This window comes from Haloarcula quadrata, from assembly GCF_003634715.1.
Lineage (GTDB): Archaea > Halobacteriota > Halobacteria > Halobacteriales > Haloarculaceae > Haloarcula > Haloarcula marismortui.
Genome location: NZ_RBWW01000001.1, coordinates 1,637,195 through 1,656,090 on the forward strand (window position 1 = coordinate 1,637,195; position 18,896 = coordinate 1,656,090).

Genomic DNA, 18,896 nt, shown 5'->3' on the forward strand with positions numbered 1-18,896 from the left:
AACGAAATATTCCGGTTAATCGGCACGGTGGTCGGCCCAGAACGAATCCAGTTGGCTCGCGAGGAAATCCGGCGTCATCCGGGTGAACTCCTCGCGCTCGCCGGCGGGCAGGTACGGAGACACCGAATGCCGCGCGTCCGGCGTGTACCGTCGGCCGACCAGCGCCCGCACCCCGACCTCGTCAACGCCACGGATGACGCGGCCGATGGCCTGGCGCGCGCGCCGCACAGCCGGAACTGTCAGGGCATACTCGAAGGCGTTGTCCTCGCCGAAGGCGTCACCGTAGGCGCGCTGGACACCCCGGACACGTGGCGACCCGATGTTCACCAGCGGGATGCCGACGACCGCGCAGGTCGAGAGCTTCTCGCCGTCGTAGTCGACGCCCTCGGTCAGCGTCCCGCGAGTCGATGTGACCATGACTTTTCCATCGCCGCTGAAGAACTCGCGTTTCAGCCGTTCGGTCTCCTCGTTACTCGATGACTCGTCCACGAGGACCGGCTTCTCGACGGCGTCTTGCAGGTATGCGCCGGCCCAGCGCGCCTCCCGGTAGTTTGGCATCGCCACCATGACGTTGCCCGGTGAGCGGGCCAGCGCGCGTAGCGCCTGTGCGTACTCGTCTCGCGTTGGATTCCAGTTGTCGCCGAGCGGCCGCATCGTTCCGGGGTCGCCGCGGTTGCGTGCGGTAAACGGTGTCGCGTCGACGAGGTACGACGCCCGGTTCTCAGGCGGGAACGGCAGGTCGTAGGTCGTCGACCGGACCGGCCGTCCGTCGCCGGATTGCTCGTCGGGGGCCGTCGAGCCCGTCTCGGCCATCGAGTCCAGCCCCGACACGCGGGTGAACACGTCCAGCGGCTCCAGCGTCGCGCTCATCAGGATACCGCCGCCGAGGTCGTCGAAGACGTTACGCAGGGCCGTCGCTGGCATGCAGTTGTAACACAGCAGTCCCGGCGTGTAGACGGCTTGGTAATCGGCATCAAGGGTCTGGCCGTGGTTCGGCGAATGCTCCAGTTCGATCTCCCGGAGGAACGTTGCGTGGTCGCGCTCCCACCACTGCCCGGCCAGCACGCCGACAGCGGCACACACCGGCTGGCGGGTCAGACCGAGCTGGTCGATAGCGTCCTCGACGGCCGCACCAACCTTCGACAGCGAGCGCCACAGCGAGCCCTCGTAGCCCTTACGCTCGGCCCACTCGGTCAGTTCGTCCTGTTCGACCGTGTCGGGGTCCCGAAGCGGAATCTCCCTGTCGTGCTCGGGGAGGCTTGACGGGTCCGCGCGCCAGCCCTCGTGTTCGGCGTCGAGGAAGGATTCGATGCGGTTGTCGAGCCACCGAACGAGGTCGTCGTAGAACTTCCGGGCCTGATCAACTGCGTCCAGCGGGACTTCGCGGGCTGACAGCACCTCACGGACCTGTGCCTTGTGGTCGGCGCTCTGCTGGGCGCGCTGGATGAGTGTCGTGCAGTCGTTGCGCGCTTGCACGATGCTCTGACGGCCGAGGCGGTCCGACAGGAGGTCTCGCACGCGCTCTTCGAGTCGGTGCGCCTCGTCTACGATGACGAGCGTCTGATTGTCGAGTACGTCAGACAGCAGCGGGCGAGAGCCCGGGTCGAACAGATGGTTGTAGTTCCCAACGATAACGTCAGCCTCGTTCAGCATCACGCTCATGACCCGGTGCGGGCAGGTCCCGCGCTCCGTTGCCGCCGGGAGGTAGTCGTCCATCGTCACCACGTGCTCGTCCCCGGCCGAGAAGTCGACGGGCGAGCCCTTGTTGCGGGCGTACCAGTCCGCCTCGAACGGACAGTACAGCGGCGGGTCTGACCCCTCTGCCATCGACTCTGGAGCCGTTGGCTGGGCCTGCCGGTACGGCGAGGCTGCGCCGGCCGTCTGAAGTGTGTCGTCGCCAAGGGTCGATTGCTCGACCGCATCTGGGCGTGCAGCCGCGGCGAGGTCCTGTCCTTTCCGCGGGTCCCACCACTGGTCATCGTCAGCCTCACCGGCGATTGCGGCGTCCGCGACGGCCGCGCCGTCCGAGCGCCCGTCGTCCTCAACTAACCGCGCCGTCGCCTCCCTGAGGTCCTCACAGCGGTCGTGTGTCCCTACGTCGTCCGGGAACTGGCCCTCACGACCGTACGGACAGAGGTCGCGCTTGCCGACCAGTGAGATGCCGTCGAACGGCTCGTCGATTCCAGCGTTAAGCGCTCGGAGGTCGTCGACGAACTGCTGGAGTTGCTGTTTGACCGGCGTGACGACGACCATTCGCTCGTACAGGTCTGTATCGCGGACTAGCGTTGCGCCAGCGGTGAGCGCGGCCATCGTCTTGCCAGTTCCGCACGGACCTTCCATCGCGAGAAAGCCGCGTGCCTTGCCCGCCTCGATGGCTCGTTCGACGGCGTCGGCCTGATTCTCGTAGGGCTCGTCGAAGCCGAAATACGTGCGCCAGGACTCTGTGCCCGTCGAGGCGGAGTCTCCCATCGGAACGGGGTTAGTCGTCCCGGTATTTGAACCGCGGGGTTCCTGTCCGTCGCAATCGCTCTGTGCGCGTCGCGTCGGGACCGCAATGAACCGAAAAACGGGCTGTGACTGGCCGCCGCCCAGTCACTGGCACTGAGCCGTTAGTCCAGCAGGCCGAGGTCGCTCAGCCGCTCGACGATGGTGTCAACGGCTTCTTCGGCGTCCTCTTTGCGCTTGCCACCGGTGACAACGAGCTTCCCCGAACCGAACAGCAGCGCGACCACGTCGGGTTCGTCGAGTCGGTAGACGAGGCCCGGGAACTGCTCCGGCTCGTACTCGATGTTCTCAAGCCCGAGGCCGATAGCGATGGCGTTGAGGTTGAGCGAACTCCCGAGGTCAGCGGAGCTGACGATGTTCTGGACGACGATTTCGGGGTCGTCGTCGACCTGGATGTTCAGGTCACGGAGCTTGTCGAAGACGATGCGCAGACTCTGGTGGACATCGTCTGTCGATTTCGCACCCGTGCAGACAATCTTGCCCGACCGGAAGATGAGCGCGGCGGATTTGGGGTCCTGTGTCCGATAGACGAGGCCCGGGAACTGCTCGGGGTCGTAGTCGGCTCCCTCGAGGTCCATCGCGACGCTCTCAAGGTCGAGTTCTTGTCCGATACCGGTCGAAGCAACGACATTTTCGATGTCAATGCTCTCTTTTGGGTCGACCATATAGTGTTTTAAATACCGGATTTAAATCATATAAACGTTTGTGATGCTGTGATTACTAGTCGTTCTTCGACCTCTACCACGTCCGACAGATTCCATTCAAGTAGGGGTCTGTCGGTTGAACGACCCTGCCGTGACAGTTTGCTCCGGCCCCGTAGTCTGGCCAGCCCGGCGGTCACTGAGCCGCTGAAAACGCGACGATACCGCTATACAGTGTGGCCGTCGTTGTCGACGACGCTCGCAAACGCGACGTTTTCCTGGACGGTCTCGATTTCGACGGTCGGCGAATCGCCCGGCTCGCCGTCGGGGACGATGACGACGTATCCGCGTTCAACCTTGGCGATGCCGTCGCCCTGGTCGCCCAGCGATTCGATGGTCACGTTTCGGATTTCGCCCTCGTCGACTGGCGGTTGCGGGACGCCGGTGTTGGCTCGTTCCGGGTCGGTGTCCTGTTTGGGCGTCTGCGGTTGGGCTGTTGCCGACGCACTGGCGTCGACCTGCGAGAGCAGGCCGACGCGGTAGGTCTCGCCCGGCGAGACTGCACCGTGAGATACTTCACTTTTCGGAATTTCAACAATATATCGGTCCCCGTCCGTCTCTATTTGGGCACTGAACAATGTACTGAGCGCATCTGGAACTTCGACCATAGCCTATTCTACGGCTCATGATAGATAATGGTCCTGCCCTGATGTGGTGAAAATTGCCGGCAGTTGCCGATTAGTCGTCGCTTTCCACTCGATTGGTTCCCGTATCGACCCCAGCCTCATCAAGCAGTTCCGTCCTGTGCTCGTCTAGCAGCGGCGCACGATCGCCGGGCGAGGGCATCGTCTCGGTCATCTTTATTGGGCTGCCGGCGATGGTCATCTGATCGTCCGCGCCCGGCTGGTCCACCTCGGCGAGCATCTCCCGGTCATGGATGTGCGGGTCGTCGAAGATGTCGGCGGTGTTCTGGACCGGCGCGGCCGGCACGCGCCCTTCAAGCAGGTCAAGGAGCGTTTCCGAATCGATAGCGGCGGTCCACTCCGCAATTTCGGCCCGCAGCGACTCGCGGTTCGCAATCCGGCTGCCGGCGTCGGGATACTCCGCGGCGAGGTCCGGGCGCTCCATCGCCTCGCACAGCGCCTCCCAGTGCCCGTCAGAGAACGCCGCGATGACGACATGACCGTCGGCGGCCTCGAAGGAGTCGTACGGGAACAGCGTCGGATGAGAGTTCCCCTGTCGGGTCGGCGACTCGCCGTCACAGGAATACTGGTACACCGTCCGCTCGCATAGTGACACCATCGAGTCATACATCGCTGTATCGACGTACTGCCCCTCACCAGTGCGCTCGCGGTGATGCACGGCTGCAAGGATGCCGACGGCGTTCAGTACGGCGGTGAAGAGGTCGCCGACGCCAGGACCGACCTTCGTCGGGGGGCCATCCGACTGGCCGGTGATTTCCATGACCCCGCCCAGCGCCTGCGCGATGAGGTCGAACGACGGCTGGCCCTGTCGGTGGGTTTCGCCCGTCCGCGGGTCGCCAAAGCCCCGGATGGAGGAGTAGATGAGGTCCGGATTGTGTTCTCGCAACGTCTCGTAGCCGCAGTCGAACTTCTCCATCGTGCCAGCCTTGAAGTTCTCAACCACGACGTCTGCACGCTCGACGAGCGAAAGGAACGCCTCGCGGTCCGCATCGGCCCCCAGGTCGAGTTCGAGCGAGCGTTTCCCACGGTTGACGCTCTGGAAGTAGCCGCCGTAGGCTTCCTCGTCGCCGTCACTCACGAACGGGGGGTTCGACCTGATGAGGTCGCCGCCGGGGCGTTCGACCTTTACCACGTCCGCGCCCATGTCTGCGAGCAACATCGTACAGTACGGTCCGGCGAGGACCTGTGTCAGGTCGAGCACACGCAAGTCGTCAAGCGCACCCATGCAAAAACCACGACGGGGCGGCCGCATAAACCTTCTTGAATGTCCGTTATAAATTCCTTAAGGCCATATTATCATGAAAGACCATTAGGTTTATCACTGCCCGCCGATGACGGGGTAGTACATGCCCCGGACCGTTATCCTCGGCGTGATTGGCTCCGACGCGCACGTCGTCGGCATCACGATTCTAGAGCAGGCGCTCTCGGCCGCAGGCTTCGAGGTCATCAACCTCGGTGTCCAGACCGCACAGGACGAGTTCGTCTCCGCCGCGAAATCTCATGACGCCGAGGCAGTACTGGTATCCTCGCTGTACGGGCACGCCCGCCAGGACTGCGAGGGGCTGCACGACGAGCTCGACGACGCTGGGCTCGACGTGCTCACGTACGTCGGTGGGAACCTCGCCGTCGGACAGTCCGACTTCGAGGAGACGCAGGCGACCTTCCGACAGATGGGTTTCGACCGCGTCTTCGACGCGGAGACGGACCCGGAGGAGGCAATCGAGATGCTCCGCGAAGACCTGCAACTGACGACAACAGAGGCGGAGCAGATCAGGGTTGACGGGTGACTATGCCAACTGACGAGCGACTCAGCGACGACCAGCTACAGCGCATCGCAAACGACCTCAGAGACAACTGGCACACAGGCCGCGAAGTCGACTTCGAGGAGGCCATCGCCTTCCACGAGTCGCTGCCGGCCTCAAAGCAGTTCGCCCAAGTGCTGGAGTCCGCCGACCAGCCGCTCCTCCAGCCGCGAGCGGGCGTCCCTTGCCTCGAAGAACAGATCGACCTGCTGCGGTATCTACAGGACGAGGGCGGTGCGGACCTCCTGCCGACGACCATCGACTCGTACACGCGCGACAACGAGTACGAGAAGGCTGAGGAGGGACTCGCCGCCTCTCGCGGCAGCGACGAAAACGAACTGAACGGCTTCCCCGCGGTGAACCACGGCGTCGAAGACTGCCGGCGACTCATCCGGGCGCTCGACGCACCGGTCGAGGTCCGGCACGGCACGCCCGATGCCCGGCTACTGGCGATGGTCACGCTTGCCGGCGGCTTCCAGAGCTTCGAGGGCGGACCGATTTCTTACAACATCCCATACACGAAGCGACACGACCTCGCGACGACCATCGAACACTGGCAGTTCGTCGACCGGCTCTGTGGGGCCTACACTGAGCGCGGTGTGACAATCAACCGCGAGCCCTTCGGTCCGCTGACCGGGACGCTCGTCCCACCGAGCATCGCAATCGCGGTGATGCTCGTCGAGGGCGAGCTCGCCGCGACACAGGGTGTCCGGTCGCTCACACTGGGTTACGGACAGGTCGGAAACCTCGTGCAGGACGTGGCAGCGTTGCGGGCCTTGCGGAAGCTCGGCAACGAGTATCTCCGCGATGAAGTGACCGTCACGACCGTTTTCCACGAGTGGATGGGGGGCTTCCCGCCCGACGAGGCGCGGGCAAACGGCGTCATCAGCCTCGGCGGCGCGACAGCGGCCGTCGCCCAGCCGGACAAAGTCATCACGAAGTCCGCCCAGGAGTTCCAGGGCGTGCCGACGAAGGAGGCCAACGCGGCCGGACTGCGAACGACGAGACAGCTTATCGATATGATGATTGAACAGGATATCGACCTCGGGGGTATCGACGAGGAACAGGCGCTCATCGAACGGGAGACACGGGCGCTGATGGACGCTATCTACGAGGCCGGCGACGGCGACGTTGCACAGGGAGTTATCAACGCCTTCGACAGCGGGGCACTGGACGTGCCCTTTGCGCCCAGCGACGCCGCCAAGGGCGCGGTGCTCCCGGCCAGAGACGACGATGGCCGGGTCCGCATCTTCGAGTTCGCGGACCTCGCGCTCCCGGACGACATCAAGGAGATTCACGCCGCGCGACTCGGCGAGCGAGCCGAGACCGAAGGCCGCGACCAGTCGTTCCGGATGGTCGCCGATGACGTGGACGCCATCAGCGATGGGAAGCTCATCGGGCGGCCGAGCGGCGACAACAGCCCCACAGGGGGTGCAAGCGATGCGGATTGAAGACGTTCGAACGGTTCCAGGCCTCTCCGGGTTCTTTTTCGACGACCAGCAGGCCATCAAGAATGGGGCGACCCAGACCGGGTTCGCCTACGACGGCCAGCCGGTCACGGACGGGTTCGACCGCATCCGCGAGGCCGGCGAGGCGCTCATCGTTGAAATCGAACTCGCAGACGGCTCCATCGCAACGGGCGACTGCGCCGCGGTCCAGTACTCGGGGGCCGGCGGCCGTGACCCGCTGTTCCGGGCTGAAAAGTACCGGCCTGTCGTCGAGGGGGCTGTCGCTGACGCACTCCGTGGGCAGGACGCGACCCAGTTCGGGGCCAACGCGACGATGCTGGAGGAAATGAGCCCACAGCGCTCGGGCGGCGACCAGCTCCACACCGCGGTCCGCTACGGCGTCTCGCAGGCGCTGCTGAACGCCGCCGCGCAAGCACGCGGGGTGACGCCGACGGACGTACTCGCGGACACCTACGACACCGAGCCGGCGACCTCGCCGGTTCCGGTGTTCGGCCAGTCGGGAGACGAACGTCGTATCAACGCCGAGAAGATGCTCATCAAGGGCGTGCCGGTGTTGCCCCACGGCCTGTTCAACAGCGTCGAGAAGGTCGGCGAGAACGGCGAAGGACTGCGTGACTACCTCGCCTGGCTCTCGGACCGGGCGACAGCGCTCGGGCCGGAGCCGTACTCGCCGCGCTTCCACGTGGACGTGTACGGCATCCTCGGGAAGGTGTTTGGCCCGCCGTACGACCGGACCGAAGTGACCGACTACTTCGAGACGCTGCGGGAGGCCGCCGCACCGTACCCCCTTCAGGTTGAGGGACCGATGGACGCTGGCGGTCGGCAGGCACAGATAACCGAGATGGCCGAACTCCGCGAGGGACTGGCCGATGCAGGCGTCGACGTGGACATCGTCGCCGACGAGTGGTGCAACACCTTCGACGACGTGCAGGCGTTCGTCGACGCGGAAGCGGCCGACTTGGTCCAGATTAAGACGCCGGACCTCGGCGGCATCCAACGCTCGGCCGAAGCGGTGCTGTACTGCGATGGCACGGACACCCGGGCCTACGTCGGCGGGACGTGCAACGAGACCGTGACTTCCGCGCGGGCCTGTGCCCACGTCGCACTGGCGACCGATGCCGCCCAAGTGCTGGCGAAACCCGGAATGGGCTTCGACGAGGGGTACATGGTCGTCACGAACGAGATGCGGCGGGCGCTTGCCAGACGGGACGCCACACAGGAGGTGCCGGCTGATGACTGACTGGACTGACCCCGACGCGCTGGACCTCTCGGACGACGAGACGTTCAATCCGCTACTGGACAGGGCTGACACCCGAGAGAAAGGCCACTTCTTCGAGTTCTTCGCCGAGGGCGACGAACTCGCTCACGACCCCGGCCTCCGACTCACCCATCACGGCAGCGAGCAGTGGATGGGCCAGACGCTCAACCACGACCCGGCGTACTGGCGGGCCGATACCGCCCGCGAACGCGATTTCGAGGAGCGCCCGGTCCACCCGGATTACCTGCTGGCGTGCGTGATGGGCATCACTGTTGAGGACCTCTCGGAGAAGGGCGGCTACTTCCTCGGCCGCGACGACGTGACGTTCCATCAGCCGGTGACGGCCGGGACGCCGCTGTCGGTCACTTCGACTGTCGTCGACACCAAGACATCGTCCTCCAGACCCCAGTACGGTATCGTCACCTGGGAAACGGAGGGCCGGGACCGCGAGACCGGTGAGACGCTGGTCTCCTACCGGCGGACGAACATGATTCCGCGACGCGAGCCAGCGGCTACGGATGGCGGCGCAGTCGGGGAACAGGATGAGGATGGGCCTATGCTGCCCGACACCCTCGTTTCCCCGGACGGCGAGTACTTCGAGGATTTCCAAGCGGCACTCGAACGCGCCGACACGGAGAACGCCGCCGTCGCCTACCGCCACGAACGCGGGCGGACGATGGACGACCAGCTCGTCGCCGGGCTGCCGCTGGCGACGCTCAACACCGCGCGCCAGCACCACAATCGCGACGAAATGGCCGACTCGCCGTCGGGCGACATCGTCGCGTACGGCGATGTGACACGCTCGGTTGCGCTGGCCCACGCCCGCTCCGACGAGGCGACCTACCGCGAGCGTCGCTTCGCTGACGAGCGGTTCCACGACTTCGTCACGCTGGGCGACACCGTCTACGGCTTCACTCGCGTCCTCGACTGCGACCCCGACGCCGGACCGGAGCAGGCCGGCGCGGTCACGTTCGAGCACGTCGCGTTCAATCAGGACCAGACCCCGGTCTACTCGGGCCGGCGAACCGCACTCATTCAGCGAGATACATGACACGACTCTGTCGCACATTCCAGACCGCACCGGCCGCGATACCGAACGACAACAGCGCGAAGTTCCTCGTCTCGGGACTCACCAGCGAGGGGTTTCAGGCCCCCGACTGGCTCGTCCCCGACATTGAGGACGGCACTGCGCCGTCGATGAAAGACGAAGCCGTCGACAACATAATCGAACACATCCCGGACCACGCCGACGACTTCGCCGGGGACATTCTCCCGCGGGTCGAGTGGGCCTACGACGACGCCGACGCCCGTGAGCGTGGCATCGAGCAGGTGACTCGCCTGGCCGAGGCAGTCGGCGAGGAACTCGACGGCTTCGTCTTCCCGAAGGTTGGTCGCCTCGACGACGTGCGCGACGCCGCAGGCGTCATTGCCGACGCTGAGCGCGACGCCGGGCTTCCCGAGGGGACGCTGGAGATGGCGATCATTCTGGAGACGGCCCCCGGCCGCTCGGACCTCCGCGAGATCTGCCAGTACGCAACAGACTCCCGGCTCTCCGGGCTCGTGTTCGGGCCGGTCGACTACACGGCAGAACTCGGCGGGCGCACGCTCGACGGCGAGCGGCCCCGCTGGGACGGCCTGCTCGAAGCGCTGTCGAACGAGACGAGCGCCGCCGACATCGTCGCCATCGGCGGCCCCTTCGACCAGTTGTTCCACGAACGCGCTGGCGTCACCTACTACAACGCCGAAGGGTACGCCGATCAGGTGGAGTACGAGGCGACCATCGGTATCGACGGCTCGTGGTCGCTCCACCCAAAGCAGACCGAACAGGCGAATCGAATCCACATGCCGACAGTGGAAGAAATGGAGCGAGACCTCCACAAAATCGAGTCGTTCAACGAGGCCAAACGCGAGGGCACTGGCGCGGTCGTCGTCGACGGCCAGATGGTCGACGAAGCGACATACAAGAACTTCGCCAACACCGTCAAAACGGTCCGAGCCATCGACGAGACTCATCCTGCCCAGACCGAGGCGTACTACGATGACGACTTGCTGGCGCGGGCGAGAGACGTGGAACTGATTTTTGGCTAAGCTGGCAACAGCTTTTTATCCGAAGTAGTTCGCCAGCCGCTGGGCTGCCTCGTCCACCCGGGAAGTCACGAGCGCGAACCGTATCCAGTCGCTACGGGACTCGCCGAAGGCTTCGCCAGGCATCCCGGCGACGCCGGCTTCGTCGATGAGTTCGTACACGTTCTCGAATGACCCGGGGAAGTCGGGGAACCGCGCCATCACGTAGAAGCCGCCGTCGGGGCGGTTGTACTCGGCCCCAGCCGCAGCCAGTGCGGCACAGAAGTCGTCGACGCGCCTTTCGAGTCGCCGTCGGCAGGCGGCGTAGTAGTCCGGACTCGTCGTCTTCAGCGCCCGCAGGACGGCGTACTGCGCTGGTCGGCTCCCGGTGACGTTCGTGAGCATGTGCTGAGTGCGAGCGCGTTCGAGCAGTGTCCCGGTGGGGCCGTCCTCCGGCGGGAAAATCACATAGCCGACCCTAAACCCCGTTATCGCCATCGTCTTGGAGAAGGAGTTGGTGGCGACGACGTGGTCGGAGTCGGCGCGCAGCGCTGAACTGAACCGACCTGCGTAGTCGAAGTGGTCGTACACCTCGTCGCTGAGTAGCAGGGCATCGTACTCCTCGGCGATGGCTGCAAACTCGGCCATCGCTTCAGCGTCGTACACTGCGCCGGTGGGGTTGTTGGGCGAATTCACCACGATGACGGCCGTCTCCTCGCTCGCGGCCGCCCGAACGTCCGCGGGGGCCAGTCGGTTGTGCTCGTCGACCGGAACGAAGGAGATGTCCGCGCCGATGAAGTTCGCCCGGCCGGCGTAGTACGGGTAGACCGGGTCAGTCAGGAGGATTTCGTTGCCGTCGAAGTGATGGAGCCCGCCGGTCATCGCGAGGTGGTTCGCCTCGCCAGCGCCGTTCGTAATGAGTACGCGGTTCCGGTCCACTCCGCGCCGAGCGGCGATTTCATCGCGGAGCGGCGTCAGCCCCACGCTGGGTGGGTACTGATAGTCGTCAGCGGACGCTTCGGCATAGTCCCGTAGCCCGTCCCGAAGCCCCTCAGGCGGGTCCCAGTCGGGATTGCCCGACACCATGTCCACCACGTCCCGGTCGGCCCGGGCCGCGTACTGCATGACCCGGAAGAACTGGGGTTCCGTGTAGTCCATATGTCCACTCCGACTGCCGGCCCCGTCTGCTTTTCTGTCTACTGGCGAATATACAGCGTCAGTCCGCCGAGGACGAGCAACAGCATCCCCCACAGGAGGTCCGACCCCGGCAGGACCCAGAGGAACAGCGTCACGAGGCCCGATGTAACGAGTGACCAGCCAAGCGTCGTCTGATAGCTCATATACACAGTTGTGTCTCCAAGCTGAAATATATCGGCCTGGCCTGAACGTTTATTCGCCTATCACGACAACTACGGACAATGGCAGACGACACTGCGACCCCGGTCGAGAAGCGCGTCGGCAAGCGTCTCCGAGAAGCTGCTGCCACGGTCGCCACCGCGGAATCCTGTACCGGTGGCCTTGTCGGTTCGAAAATAACGGACATACCCGGCTCCAGCGACTACTTCGACCGCTCGCTGGTCACCTACTCCTACGAGGCCAAGCGTGAACTGCTGGCTGTTTCGCGGGAATCGCTGGACGCTCACGGCGCGGTCTCCGAGCCGGTCGCTATCGAAATGGCTCGGGGCGTTCGCGACACCGCCCGGACCGACTGGGGCGTCGCTACGACTGGCGTCGCTGGGCCGAGCGGCGGCTCGCCGGAGACGCCCGTCGGGACGGTGTACATCGCCGTCGCCGAGGCCGCCCCCTGGGGAACCAACGAGTCCGGCGTGACAGTGTCTCGCTACGAGTTCGATGGTACCCGTCGCGAGATCAAATCGGCCATCGCGACACAGGCGCTCCGGGACCTGGAAACCGCCTTACAGGAGTAGTAAGCTCTTTCAGTTGGGACACGGACGGTCAGGTAGATGAACAAACGTGGGCACGTCCTGAACGCCGTCCTCTTGAGCATCGGACTGGGATACGTTCTTGACCCCTCGGGCGACGTGACGACCTTCGCAACAATCGCGGAAGTGTTCCTTCCCATCGTCTTGGGCGCACTGTTTCCCGATGTCGACACCGCCTTCGGCAAGCACCGCAAGACCCTGCACAATCTCCCCGTCCTCATCATATTCTTGGCCCATCCGCTGTATCACGGCGGCAATCTCCAGTGGGTGTGGCTCGGTGTCCTCACGCACTACGTGCTTGACTACTTCGGTTCCCGACGGGGGATTGCCCTGTTCTACCCGTTCTCGGACACAGAGTATGGCTCACCGACGGGCGTGACAACCTCAAGCGACCGCGCCGAAGCCGTTACCGTCGTGATTACCGCCTTCGAACTGCTCGCGGTTGCCCTGCTCGTCCACGTGCTCCCACAGTATCTGCCGCCAACGGTCAGGACCTTCGTCGTCGAGAACAGCGCGTTTCTGGTTTAGTACACCTTCACGTCGTTGAATCGACCGTCGTACGCGACATGGTCAGGATGTGTCGGCTCGGTCCCCTGTAACATCAGTCGGTCGAACTTGCCCCACGTGTTTTCCAGCCCCAGATGCGCCCACTCGACCGCCCGGCGGAGGTCGTGTGAGAGACCATCGCGATGGAACAGCGACCGCTCCACGTCGTCTTTCAGCGCCGCACTGAGCCCCGCCACGCTCTCGAACGCTTTGGTGAACGTTACGTACGCCTCGCCGACGGTGCCGCGAACGTGGGCATACGAGGAGACGAACGGCTCGTGACCGGTTTCCGACGTGAACGACTGCGCACGGTCTCGGTGATGGGACAGCTGCTTGGGGTTGTACACTTCTAGCGCGTCGATGATGTCGTCGTACGCTTCGATGTCGTCCAGTCCGAGACTGACATTGAGAAAACCGGGATGCGGAACCAGTACAGCCGCGTCTTGGCGGTCCAGTTCCCGCATCGCGCCGTCGAAGGTAATGAAATCCGGAATCGGGTCTTCGAGGCCTATCGCCAGTACGTGCCGGCGCTGTTGCCAGGTGCCAGTAAATATCTCTCTGGCCGGAAACACAGTCAGCTCTTCGTCGGAAAACGCCTCTGCTTGCCGCCGTATCTCCGACAGCCGCGTGAAATGCGGCGCATACACCAGCGCGTCGAGGCCACGTGCCTTCGCGCGCTCGACGACCCCGTCGTCGAGCACTTTCACGTGGAGATCAACGGCGTACCCCTCGGGTTGCACGGTCAACGCTAACTCCGTACTGCCATTAGGGGTTTCCGTTTTGGCAATCTGAGAGACAGACTTCTGACAGGTGGCAGCCAACGTTTTTAACCCCGGGTCGCCTGCCACTGAGCAAATGCCACGCTGGGAGTGCGACATCGAAGGAGACGAGAGACAGTTCGACCGCGTCGAGGAGCTTATCATCCACCAGTCGGTCGAACACGACCGTATCGAGTGTAAGGTCTGTGGTGCCGTCGTCCCCGACGGCTACTTCGCTATCAAGCACGCGTTCGACGAACACTCCCGCGCGGAGTACGTTCGCGCCTACGACGCCTCCGCCGCCGAGGTCCGCCGTCGTGAACAGATAAAGGAATCCGTTGAGGCCGCCGCCAACATGAGCGAGGTCATCGACCGACTGGAAGGCGGCGAAGCGTAGCAACTACCGCTGTTTTACGACGGTGCCTGACTTTGCTCGACAATGATTGCCAACTAGTTTGAAAACGCTTGATTGCTTCCTTGCGGGTCGCTACGCATCCGTTCGAATTGCACGAGACCCGTTCGCCTACCGCTCTTCGGAGTCCAGCACTCGAATCTGGTCACCACGCACGGTAACCGGAATCGGGACCGTCGCCTCCTACTGTTCCACCTTTTTCTTCGTCGGGTGCGCTCACTGTGCTCGCGCACCACTCCTCGAAAAACGTGGGCGAAAACGCGGGCCCTCAGTCGTTCAGGCCCGTGAACCACCGGCTCCGCCGGTGGATATGGGTCTACCGCTCTTCGGAGTCCAGCACTCGAATCTGGTCACCACGCACGGTAACCGGAATCGGGACCGTCGCCTCGTACAGTTCGACGGTGACCTGGTCCTTGCCCTCGTCGATGCGCTGGACCTGCGCCTTCTCGCCCTTGAACGGGCCGGCGATGAGTTCGACGATGTCGCCCTCCGCGATGCCTTCCACGTCCGGTTTCGGCGAGAGGAAGTGCTCGACTTCCGCCATCGAAGATTCGCCCTGCACGACGCCGTTGGCGTGGGGAATCTCGTCGAGGATGCGGTCGAAGACGTTGTGGTCGTCCGCTTCGACCATGACGTAGCTCGTGAGCGAGTCCGGCGCGAGCGCGGCGTGGATCTCGTCTTCCTCGCGGGAGATAATCATGTCCGCGACGGTGCGTTCCTGGCTGGCCGTGGTTTTGACTGCGTAGATCCCCATCGGTTTACACCGGCTTGCTGCCAGGCACGAAGGTCATCACAGCGAAGATGATGAACCCGAGCAGTCCGACCAGCGCGATGCCCGCGCCGGCGATTTTCGCGATCTGGGAGAACTCCTCCCACGACGGCGTACTCGCCAGTTTGAGTACGCGGATGTAGGAGGTGAGATCGTATGGAACGTCCATAGCGGGTCGTACCCACTGGTGGCTTTTCTATATTGTGGTGCGCGGCGACGAGTCCTCACCCTCACAGAATGCGCTGGGTATCGTCTCGAATGAAAAGTAGCCGACAGACCGGGGCGATACCCGGAACAGGCGACCCGAACCCGCTCGGTCAGTCGTCAGTCAGCGCAGTTCCGCCCGATTCGTGTGTCCCCAGCTCGCTACCGTTATCGGCATCGCTGGTTTCGAACTGGTCGATAAGCTGCTTGAGGTCAGTCGCCTGACTGGAGAGCGACTGTATCTTCTCGGTGACCTCCGTGATCGACGCCGTCTGTTCCTCGGCGGACGCGGCGACGTTCTCGGCCTCGGCGGATGTCTCCTCGCTGATCGAGCCGACTTCCTCGGCCATCGAGACGACCTCTTCCATCGAGGCCGCCTGCTCGTCGGTCGCGTCGCTGATAGCCTGCACCCCGTCGTTAGCTTCGTTGACCTGCTGGACAATACTGGTCAGCGAGTCGGTTGCGTTTTCGACCGTCTCTTTCCCGGTATCGACGCTCTCGCCCATGTCCCGCATATCCTCGACGGTGGAGTCCGTCCGGGACCTGATTTCGCCGATCATCGACTCGATGTCAGTCGTTGCTTCCTGCGTCTCCTCGGCGAGCGTCTTGATCTCGCGGGCCACGACGGCAAACCCTTCGCCTGCCTCACCGGCCCGAGCGGCTTCGATGTTCGCGTTAAGCGCGAGCATGTTCGTCTGTTCCGCGATTTCGTCGATGAGCGTCGTGACCTCGCCGATGCGCTCCATCTCCTCTGCGAGGGACTCCACCTGTTCGATAGCCTCGGTGGACTTCCGTTCGAGCGCTTCGATTTCGGTGGCGGCCTGCTCGGCGTACTCGCGGCCGGATTCGCCGTCGTTGACGGCCTGCTGGGACTTCGACGCGACTTCGTCGGTCGACGAGGTGATTTCCTCGACGGTCGCCGACAGGTCGGTCATCTCGTCGCTCACCTGCTGGATGTTCCGATTTTGCTCGTCAGCGCCTTCGGCGATCTGTTGCACCGACTCGCTCACCGACTCGCTGGCCGACCGCACTTCCTGTGCGCTCGCCGAAATGGTCTCCGTTGAACTGTCAACGGTTCCAGCGAACCCTTCGATGCGGTTGACCGTCCGTTCGAGTTCCGCGATCATCTCGTTGAAGCTCTCCGCGATATCGACCATCGCGTCGTAGTCGCTGTCGGTGGCCATCCGCTGGGTGAGGTCCCCGTCCGCCGACTTGTCCATCACGTTGCTGAACTCGGCTGCCTTCGCTTCGAGGGCAGACGCCATCGACTCGGCGTCTTCTTTTGCCGCCTCCGCCTCGTCTCTGGCGGCCTCGACGTCGGTAATCAACGTCTGGATATCCTCGCCCATCTCCTCCAGCGCCGCACCGAACTCTCCGGGGATGCTTTCGTCGAGCGATGGGTCGTCGAACCGCTTTTCGGCGAGCGCGTCAGCCTGGTCCGCGGCGGTCGTCAGGTACGCCTGCATCGACGCGAATGAGTCGTACAACTGTCCCATTTCGTCGACGCGCGTGGTCTCCGGGAGGGTACTGTTGATCTCACCGGCGGCGATGTCCTCGGCGCTTTCGGCCACGCGGGAGAGTGCGTTTGCGGTTCCGCGCCCAATTGTCACGCCGACGACGAACAGTGCCCCAACAGCAAGCGCCACCAGGAGTGCGATATTTTGCGAGACAGCCGACTGCAGGGCGAATGCGCGGTCCTGGGGCACGTGATACAGCAGCGCCCAGTCAGTGCCGGTCACCGGCGTGTACGCCATCACGTACTGCCCGTCTTCCATCCCCGTTCTGGCGGAGACGGACTTGTAGCCGGTTTCGCCGTTCAGTGCCGAGTCAACACTGGTATCGGTCGCGTCCCCGGTTGCCGCATACTCTTCGAGAATTGAACTCTTTCGATTGTCGAGGATGATCTGCCCGCTCGACCCGACGACCTTCACGTCGCCGGTCGCAAATGGTGATGTGAACTCGTGGGAGCGCGCCTCGAGCGACGCCGTCAGCACGATGTATTCGTCGCTGCCGGAGACGGGCTGGATGAATGCGATGACCGATTCGTTCCCGCTCTGGTACGCTTCGGACGTGCCCGTCGGTCCCGACGAGACGACTGCACCACTCGCGTCGGTCCACGGGTCGTCAACGTTGCTCAGTGCGACGCCGTTGAGTTCGTCGTCAGTGCTGGCGGTGACTGTGCCGTCAGCGGCATCGACGTAATGCAGCGCCCGGACATCTCCGGGGAGCCCGATAAGCTTCTGTTCGAGCCACTGCTGCTGTTCTCTGTCCGATGTCGATTCGGACCGGTCACCGATAGACGCTGCAAGGAACGTCGCCGTCGACTGCTTGTTCGAGACCCAGCTCGACACGGAACTCGACTGGGACTCCGCAACACCGATGATCTGTTCTTCGGTCTGTGACTCGACCAGCGACCCCGTATCGAGGTGGATCGCCGCGCCGCCCAGCGCGAGAACGACGACCACGCCGAGCAGCAGGACGCCGAACTTCGCCGCGTACCGCCGCCGAATAACGTCAGGGAGCGCACGTTCCGTCGCCTGAACCATCCGGCTCGGGAGTGAACTCATTGATTCCCTCCCGATTCGAAGAACTGTGGCTGCAATAGCTCTAGCGACTCGACTGACCCATTATTGACTTGTTCGATCAGGTACGAACTCAGCGGTTCGAGGTCCGCAGTCAGGTCGACGCCTCCGGACGCGCCCTGGTAGTTCACTGATCGGCCTGCATCAGTGAGTGACCGAACACGACCGAAGTCACCGACTGAAACAGTGTGCCCAGACCCGCCGGAAACCGACTGAATGGTTTCGGCGATTGCCGGACCGCTGGCTTCACCGGCCTGTTCGGCGGCACATGCCATCAAAAACAGCGCGTCGTAGGCGTTAACCGAGTACGCTTTGGGCTGATCGATATCCGGGAGTCGGCGGACGAGTTCGAAGTACGCTTGCGTTCGCGCGGAAGACAGACTGGCGCTGTAGAACCCTTCAAAGTATGATGGGAGGTCGCCGCCGAACATTCCCGCTGACAACACCCATGGAACGTCGTACTCCGACTGGCTGTACGCATCAAGGATACCGCGTTCCTGACCGGAGACGCTGGTGAAAGTGACGGCATCAGGGTCGTTCTGGAACACTTCTGCGAGCGTGTCGTCGAACGATTCCGACGATGGGTCGTACCGAACATCGGCGACAACCTCGGCGTCCAGCGCCTCACGCTGTGCCTCGGCCAGTCCAGCACCGAACGAGTTGTCGAGGCTCAGTAATGCGACGGAGTCCGCATCGATGTACAGCGAGTCATCGACGACTTTCGCCATCACCAGTGCTTGCGTCCCGTCGCTTGGCACCGTTCGACCGAAGAATTTCCGCCCGTTGGCCTGGCCGGCCGTCGATAGTTGCGGGGCGGTGCTGGCTGGGCTGACTTCCATGATCTCGTCGCTGGCCGCCTCCGGTGCAAGGGCGAGCGACGCGTCACTGACGAGGCCACCGACGAAGCCGATGACACCACGGTCGACAAGCGTCCCGTACTGCTCGACAGCGGTTTCGGCGTTCGCTTCGGTATCGAGGATGGTCACTTCGACATCGTTACCGCCGATACCACCGGCCGCGTTGACGTCGCTCGCTGCCTGCTCGACCATGCGCTTGCCGTGTTGCCCGAGCGGAGCGAGCGCACCACTGAGTGGGAGAACCGCACCAAACTGGACGGTGTCACCGCTCCCGCCCAGGGTACCAAGGCAGCCAGACGAGAGGCCCAAGCTCCCAGCTGCGATACATTTTTTGAGAACACCACGCCTCGAGTCAGAGTACATAAAGAAAGAATCTGAATTT

General features: G+C 63.7%; 19 protein-coding genes. 8 read left to right on the forward strand and 11 right to left on the reverse strand.

The genetic code is table 11. The features are described 5' to 3' along the window. Window positions 1-15: 15 nt before the first annotated feature. From BDK61_RS08380 to mct, 4 genes are all read right to left on the reverse strand, one after another. Window positions 16-2,469 (reverse strand): ATP-dependent DNA helicase, encoded by a 2,454-nt coding sequence (locus BDK61_RS08380; protein WP_121302990.1) that lies wholly within the window; start codon window positions 2,467-2,469, stop codon window positions 16-18. A 140-nt stretch (window positions 2,470-2,609) separates the two neighbouring features. Then, window positions 2,610-3,170: a TATA-box-binding protein gene (locus BDK61_RS08385; RefSeq protein WP_004516850.1), complete on the reverse strand. Its 561-nt coding sequence runs from the start codon at window positions 3,168-3,170 to the stop codon at window positions 2,610-2,612. Between the two features lie 203 nt (window positions 3,171-3,373). Next, a complete protein-coding gene (locus BDK61_RS08390) occupies window positions 3,374-3,814 on the reverse strand; it encodes a TRAM domain-containing protein (protein WP_004961865.1) in 441 nt (146 codons plus the stop codon). 70 nt (window positions 3,815-3,884) lie between these two features. After that, complete coding sequence (gene mct, locus BDK61_RS08395; RefSeq protein ID WP_121302991.1) at window positions 3,885-5,075, reverse strand: succinyl-CoA:mesaconate CoA-transferase; 1,191 nt, start codon at window positions 5,073-5,075, stop codon at window positions 3,885-3,887. A 121-nt stretch (window positions 5,076-5,196) separates the two neighbouring features. On the opposite strand from mct, the gene glmS reads away from it, so the two are divergent. The 5 genes from glmS to citE are packed head-to-tail and all read left to right on the forward strand — an operon-like array spanning window position 5,197 to window position 10,467. Further along, entirely contained in the window at window positions 5,197-5,637 is a 441-nt protein-coding gene (gene glmS / locus BDK61_RS08400) for a methylaspartate mutase subunit S (RefSeq protein ID WP_004592954.1), read from the forward strand. A 2-nt stretch (window positions 5,638-5,639) separates the two neighbouring features. Continuing rightward, the gene (locus tag BDK61_RS08405) at window positions 5,640-7,103 is read left to right on the forward strand and encodes a methylaspartate mutase subunit E (protein ID WP_121302992.1); all 1,464 of its coding nucleotides are present in this window, start codon (window positions 5,640-5,642) and stop codon (window positions 7,101-7,103) included. Beyond that, on the forward strand, window positions 7,093-8,361 hold the full coding sequence (locus BDK61_RS08410) for a methylaspartate ammonia-lyase (RefSeq protein WP_121302993.1): 1,269 nt from the start codon (window positions 7,093-7,095) through the stop codon (window positions 8,359-8,361). The genes BDK61_RS08405 and BDK61_RS08410 overlap by 11 nt, the downstream gene beginning before the upstream one ends. Further along, window positions 8,354-9,430, forward strand: a complete 1,077-nt coding sequence (mch, locus tag BDK61_RS08415; RefSeq protein ID WP_121302994.1) for a 2-methylfumaryl-CoA hydratase — start codon at window positions 8,354-8,356, stop codon at window positions 9,428-9,430. The genes BDK61_RS08410 and mch overlap by 8 nt, the downstream gene beginning before the upstream one ends. Next, complete coding sequence (gene citE, locus BDK61_RS08420; RefSeq protein WP_121302995.1) at window positions 9,427-10,467, forward strand: L-malyl-CoA/beta-methylmalyl-CoA lyase; 1,041 nt, start codon at window positions 9,427-9,429, stop codon at window positions 10,465-10,467. The genes mch and citE overlap by 4 nt, the downstream gene beginning before the upstream one ends. Window positions 10,468-10,482: 15 nt before the next feature. Here citE and BDK61_RS08425 read toward each other — a convergent pair whose 3' ends face one another. Both BDK61_RS08425 and BDK61_RS23350 read right to left on the reverse strand, forming a co-directional pair. Continuing rightward, entirely contained in the window at window positions 10,483-11,601 is a 1,119-nt protein-coding gene (locus tag BDK61_RS08425) for a pyridoxal phosphate-dependent aminotransferase (protein ID WP_007190467.1), read from the reverse strand. Between the two features lie 38 nt (window positions 11,602-11,639). After that, entirely contained in the window at window positions 11,640-11,783 is a 144-nt protein-coding gene (locus tag BDK61_RS23350; RefSeq protein WP_004961837.1) for a hypothetical protein, read from the reverse strand. Window positions 11,784-11,861: 78 nt separating this feature from the next. On the opposite strand from BDK61_RS23350, the gene BDK61_RS08430 reads away from it, so the two are divergent. Together BDK61_RS08430 and BDK61_RS08435 are read left to right on the forward strand one after the other, a co-directional pair. After that, entirely contained in the window at window positions 11,862-12,371 is a 510-nt protein-coding gene (locus tag BDK61_RS08430) for a CinA family protein (protein WP_011223177.1), read from the forward strand. A gap of 36 nt (window positions 12,372-12,407) precedes the next feature. Further along, the gene (locus BDK61_RS08435; RefSeq protein ID WP_004961832.1) at window positions 12,408-12,914 is read left to right on the forward strand and encodes a metal-dependent hydrolase; all 507 of its coding nucleotides are present in this window, start codon (window positions 12,408-12,410) and stop codon (window positions 12,912-12,914) included. On the opposite strand, the gene BDK61_RS08440 is transcribed toward BDK61_RS08435, so the two are convergent. Continuing rightward, window positions 12,911-13,672 (reverse strand): PHP-associated domain-containing protein, encoded by a 762-nt coding sequence (locus BDK61_RS08440; RefSeq protein ID WP_049938819.1) that lies wholly within the window; start codon window positions 13,670-13,672, stop codon window positions 12,911-12,913. The genes BDK61_RS08435 and BDK61_RS08440 overlap by 4 nt on opposite strands. A gap of 115 nt (window positions 13,673-13,787) precedes the next feature. Here BDK61_RS08440 and BDK61_RS08445 point away from each other — a divergent pair, with 115 nt between their 5' ends. Beyond that, the gene (locus BDK61_RS08445; protein ID WP_004961826.1) at window positions 13,788-14,087 is read left to right on the forward strand and encodes a DUF7565 family protein; all 300 of its coding nucleotides are present in this window, start codon (window positions 13,788-13,790) and stop codon (window positions 14,085-14,087) included. A 331-nt stretch (window positions 14,088-14,418) separates the two neighbouring features. Here BDK61_RS08445 and BDK61_RS08455 read toward each other — a convergent pair whose 3' ends face one another. From BDK61_RS08455 to BDK61_RS08470, 4 genes are all read right to left on the reverse strand, one after another. Next, a complete protein-coding gene (locus BDK61_RS08455) occupies window positions 14,419-14,856 on the reverse strand; it encodes a transcription elongation factor Spt5 (protein ID WP_004516836.1) in 438 nt (145 codons plus the stop codon). 4 nt (window positions 14,857-14,860) lie between these two features. Continuing rightward, complete coding sequence (locus tag BDK61_RS08460; RefSeq protein WP_004516835.1) at window positions 14,861-15,040, reverse strand: protein translocase SEC61 complex subunit gamma; 180 nt, start codon at window positions 15,038-15,040, stop codon at window positions 14,861-14,863. 148 nt (window positions 15,041-15,188) lie between these two features. After that, complete coding sequence (locus BDK61_RS08465) at window positions 15,189-17,642, reverse strand: methyl-accepting chemotaxis protein (RefSeq protein ID WP_208644663.1); 2,454 nt, start codon at window positions 17,640-17,642, stop codon at window positions 15,189-15,191. Then, on the reverse strand, window positions 17,639-18,877 hold the full coding sequence (locus tag BDK61_RS08470; protein WP_244209737.1) for an ABC transporter substrate-binding protein: 1,239 nt from the start codon (window positions 18,875-18,877) through the stop codon (window positions 17,639-17,641). The genes BDK61_RS08465 and BDK61_RS08470 overlap by 4 nt, the downstream gene beginning before the upstream one ends. Window positions 18,878-18,896: the final 19 nt, after the last annotated feature.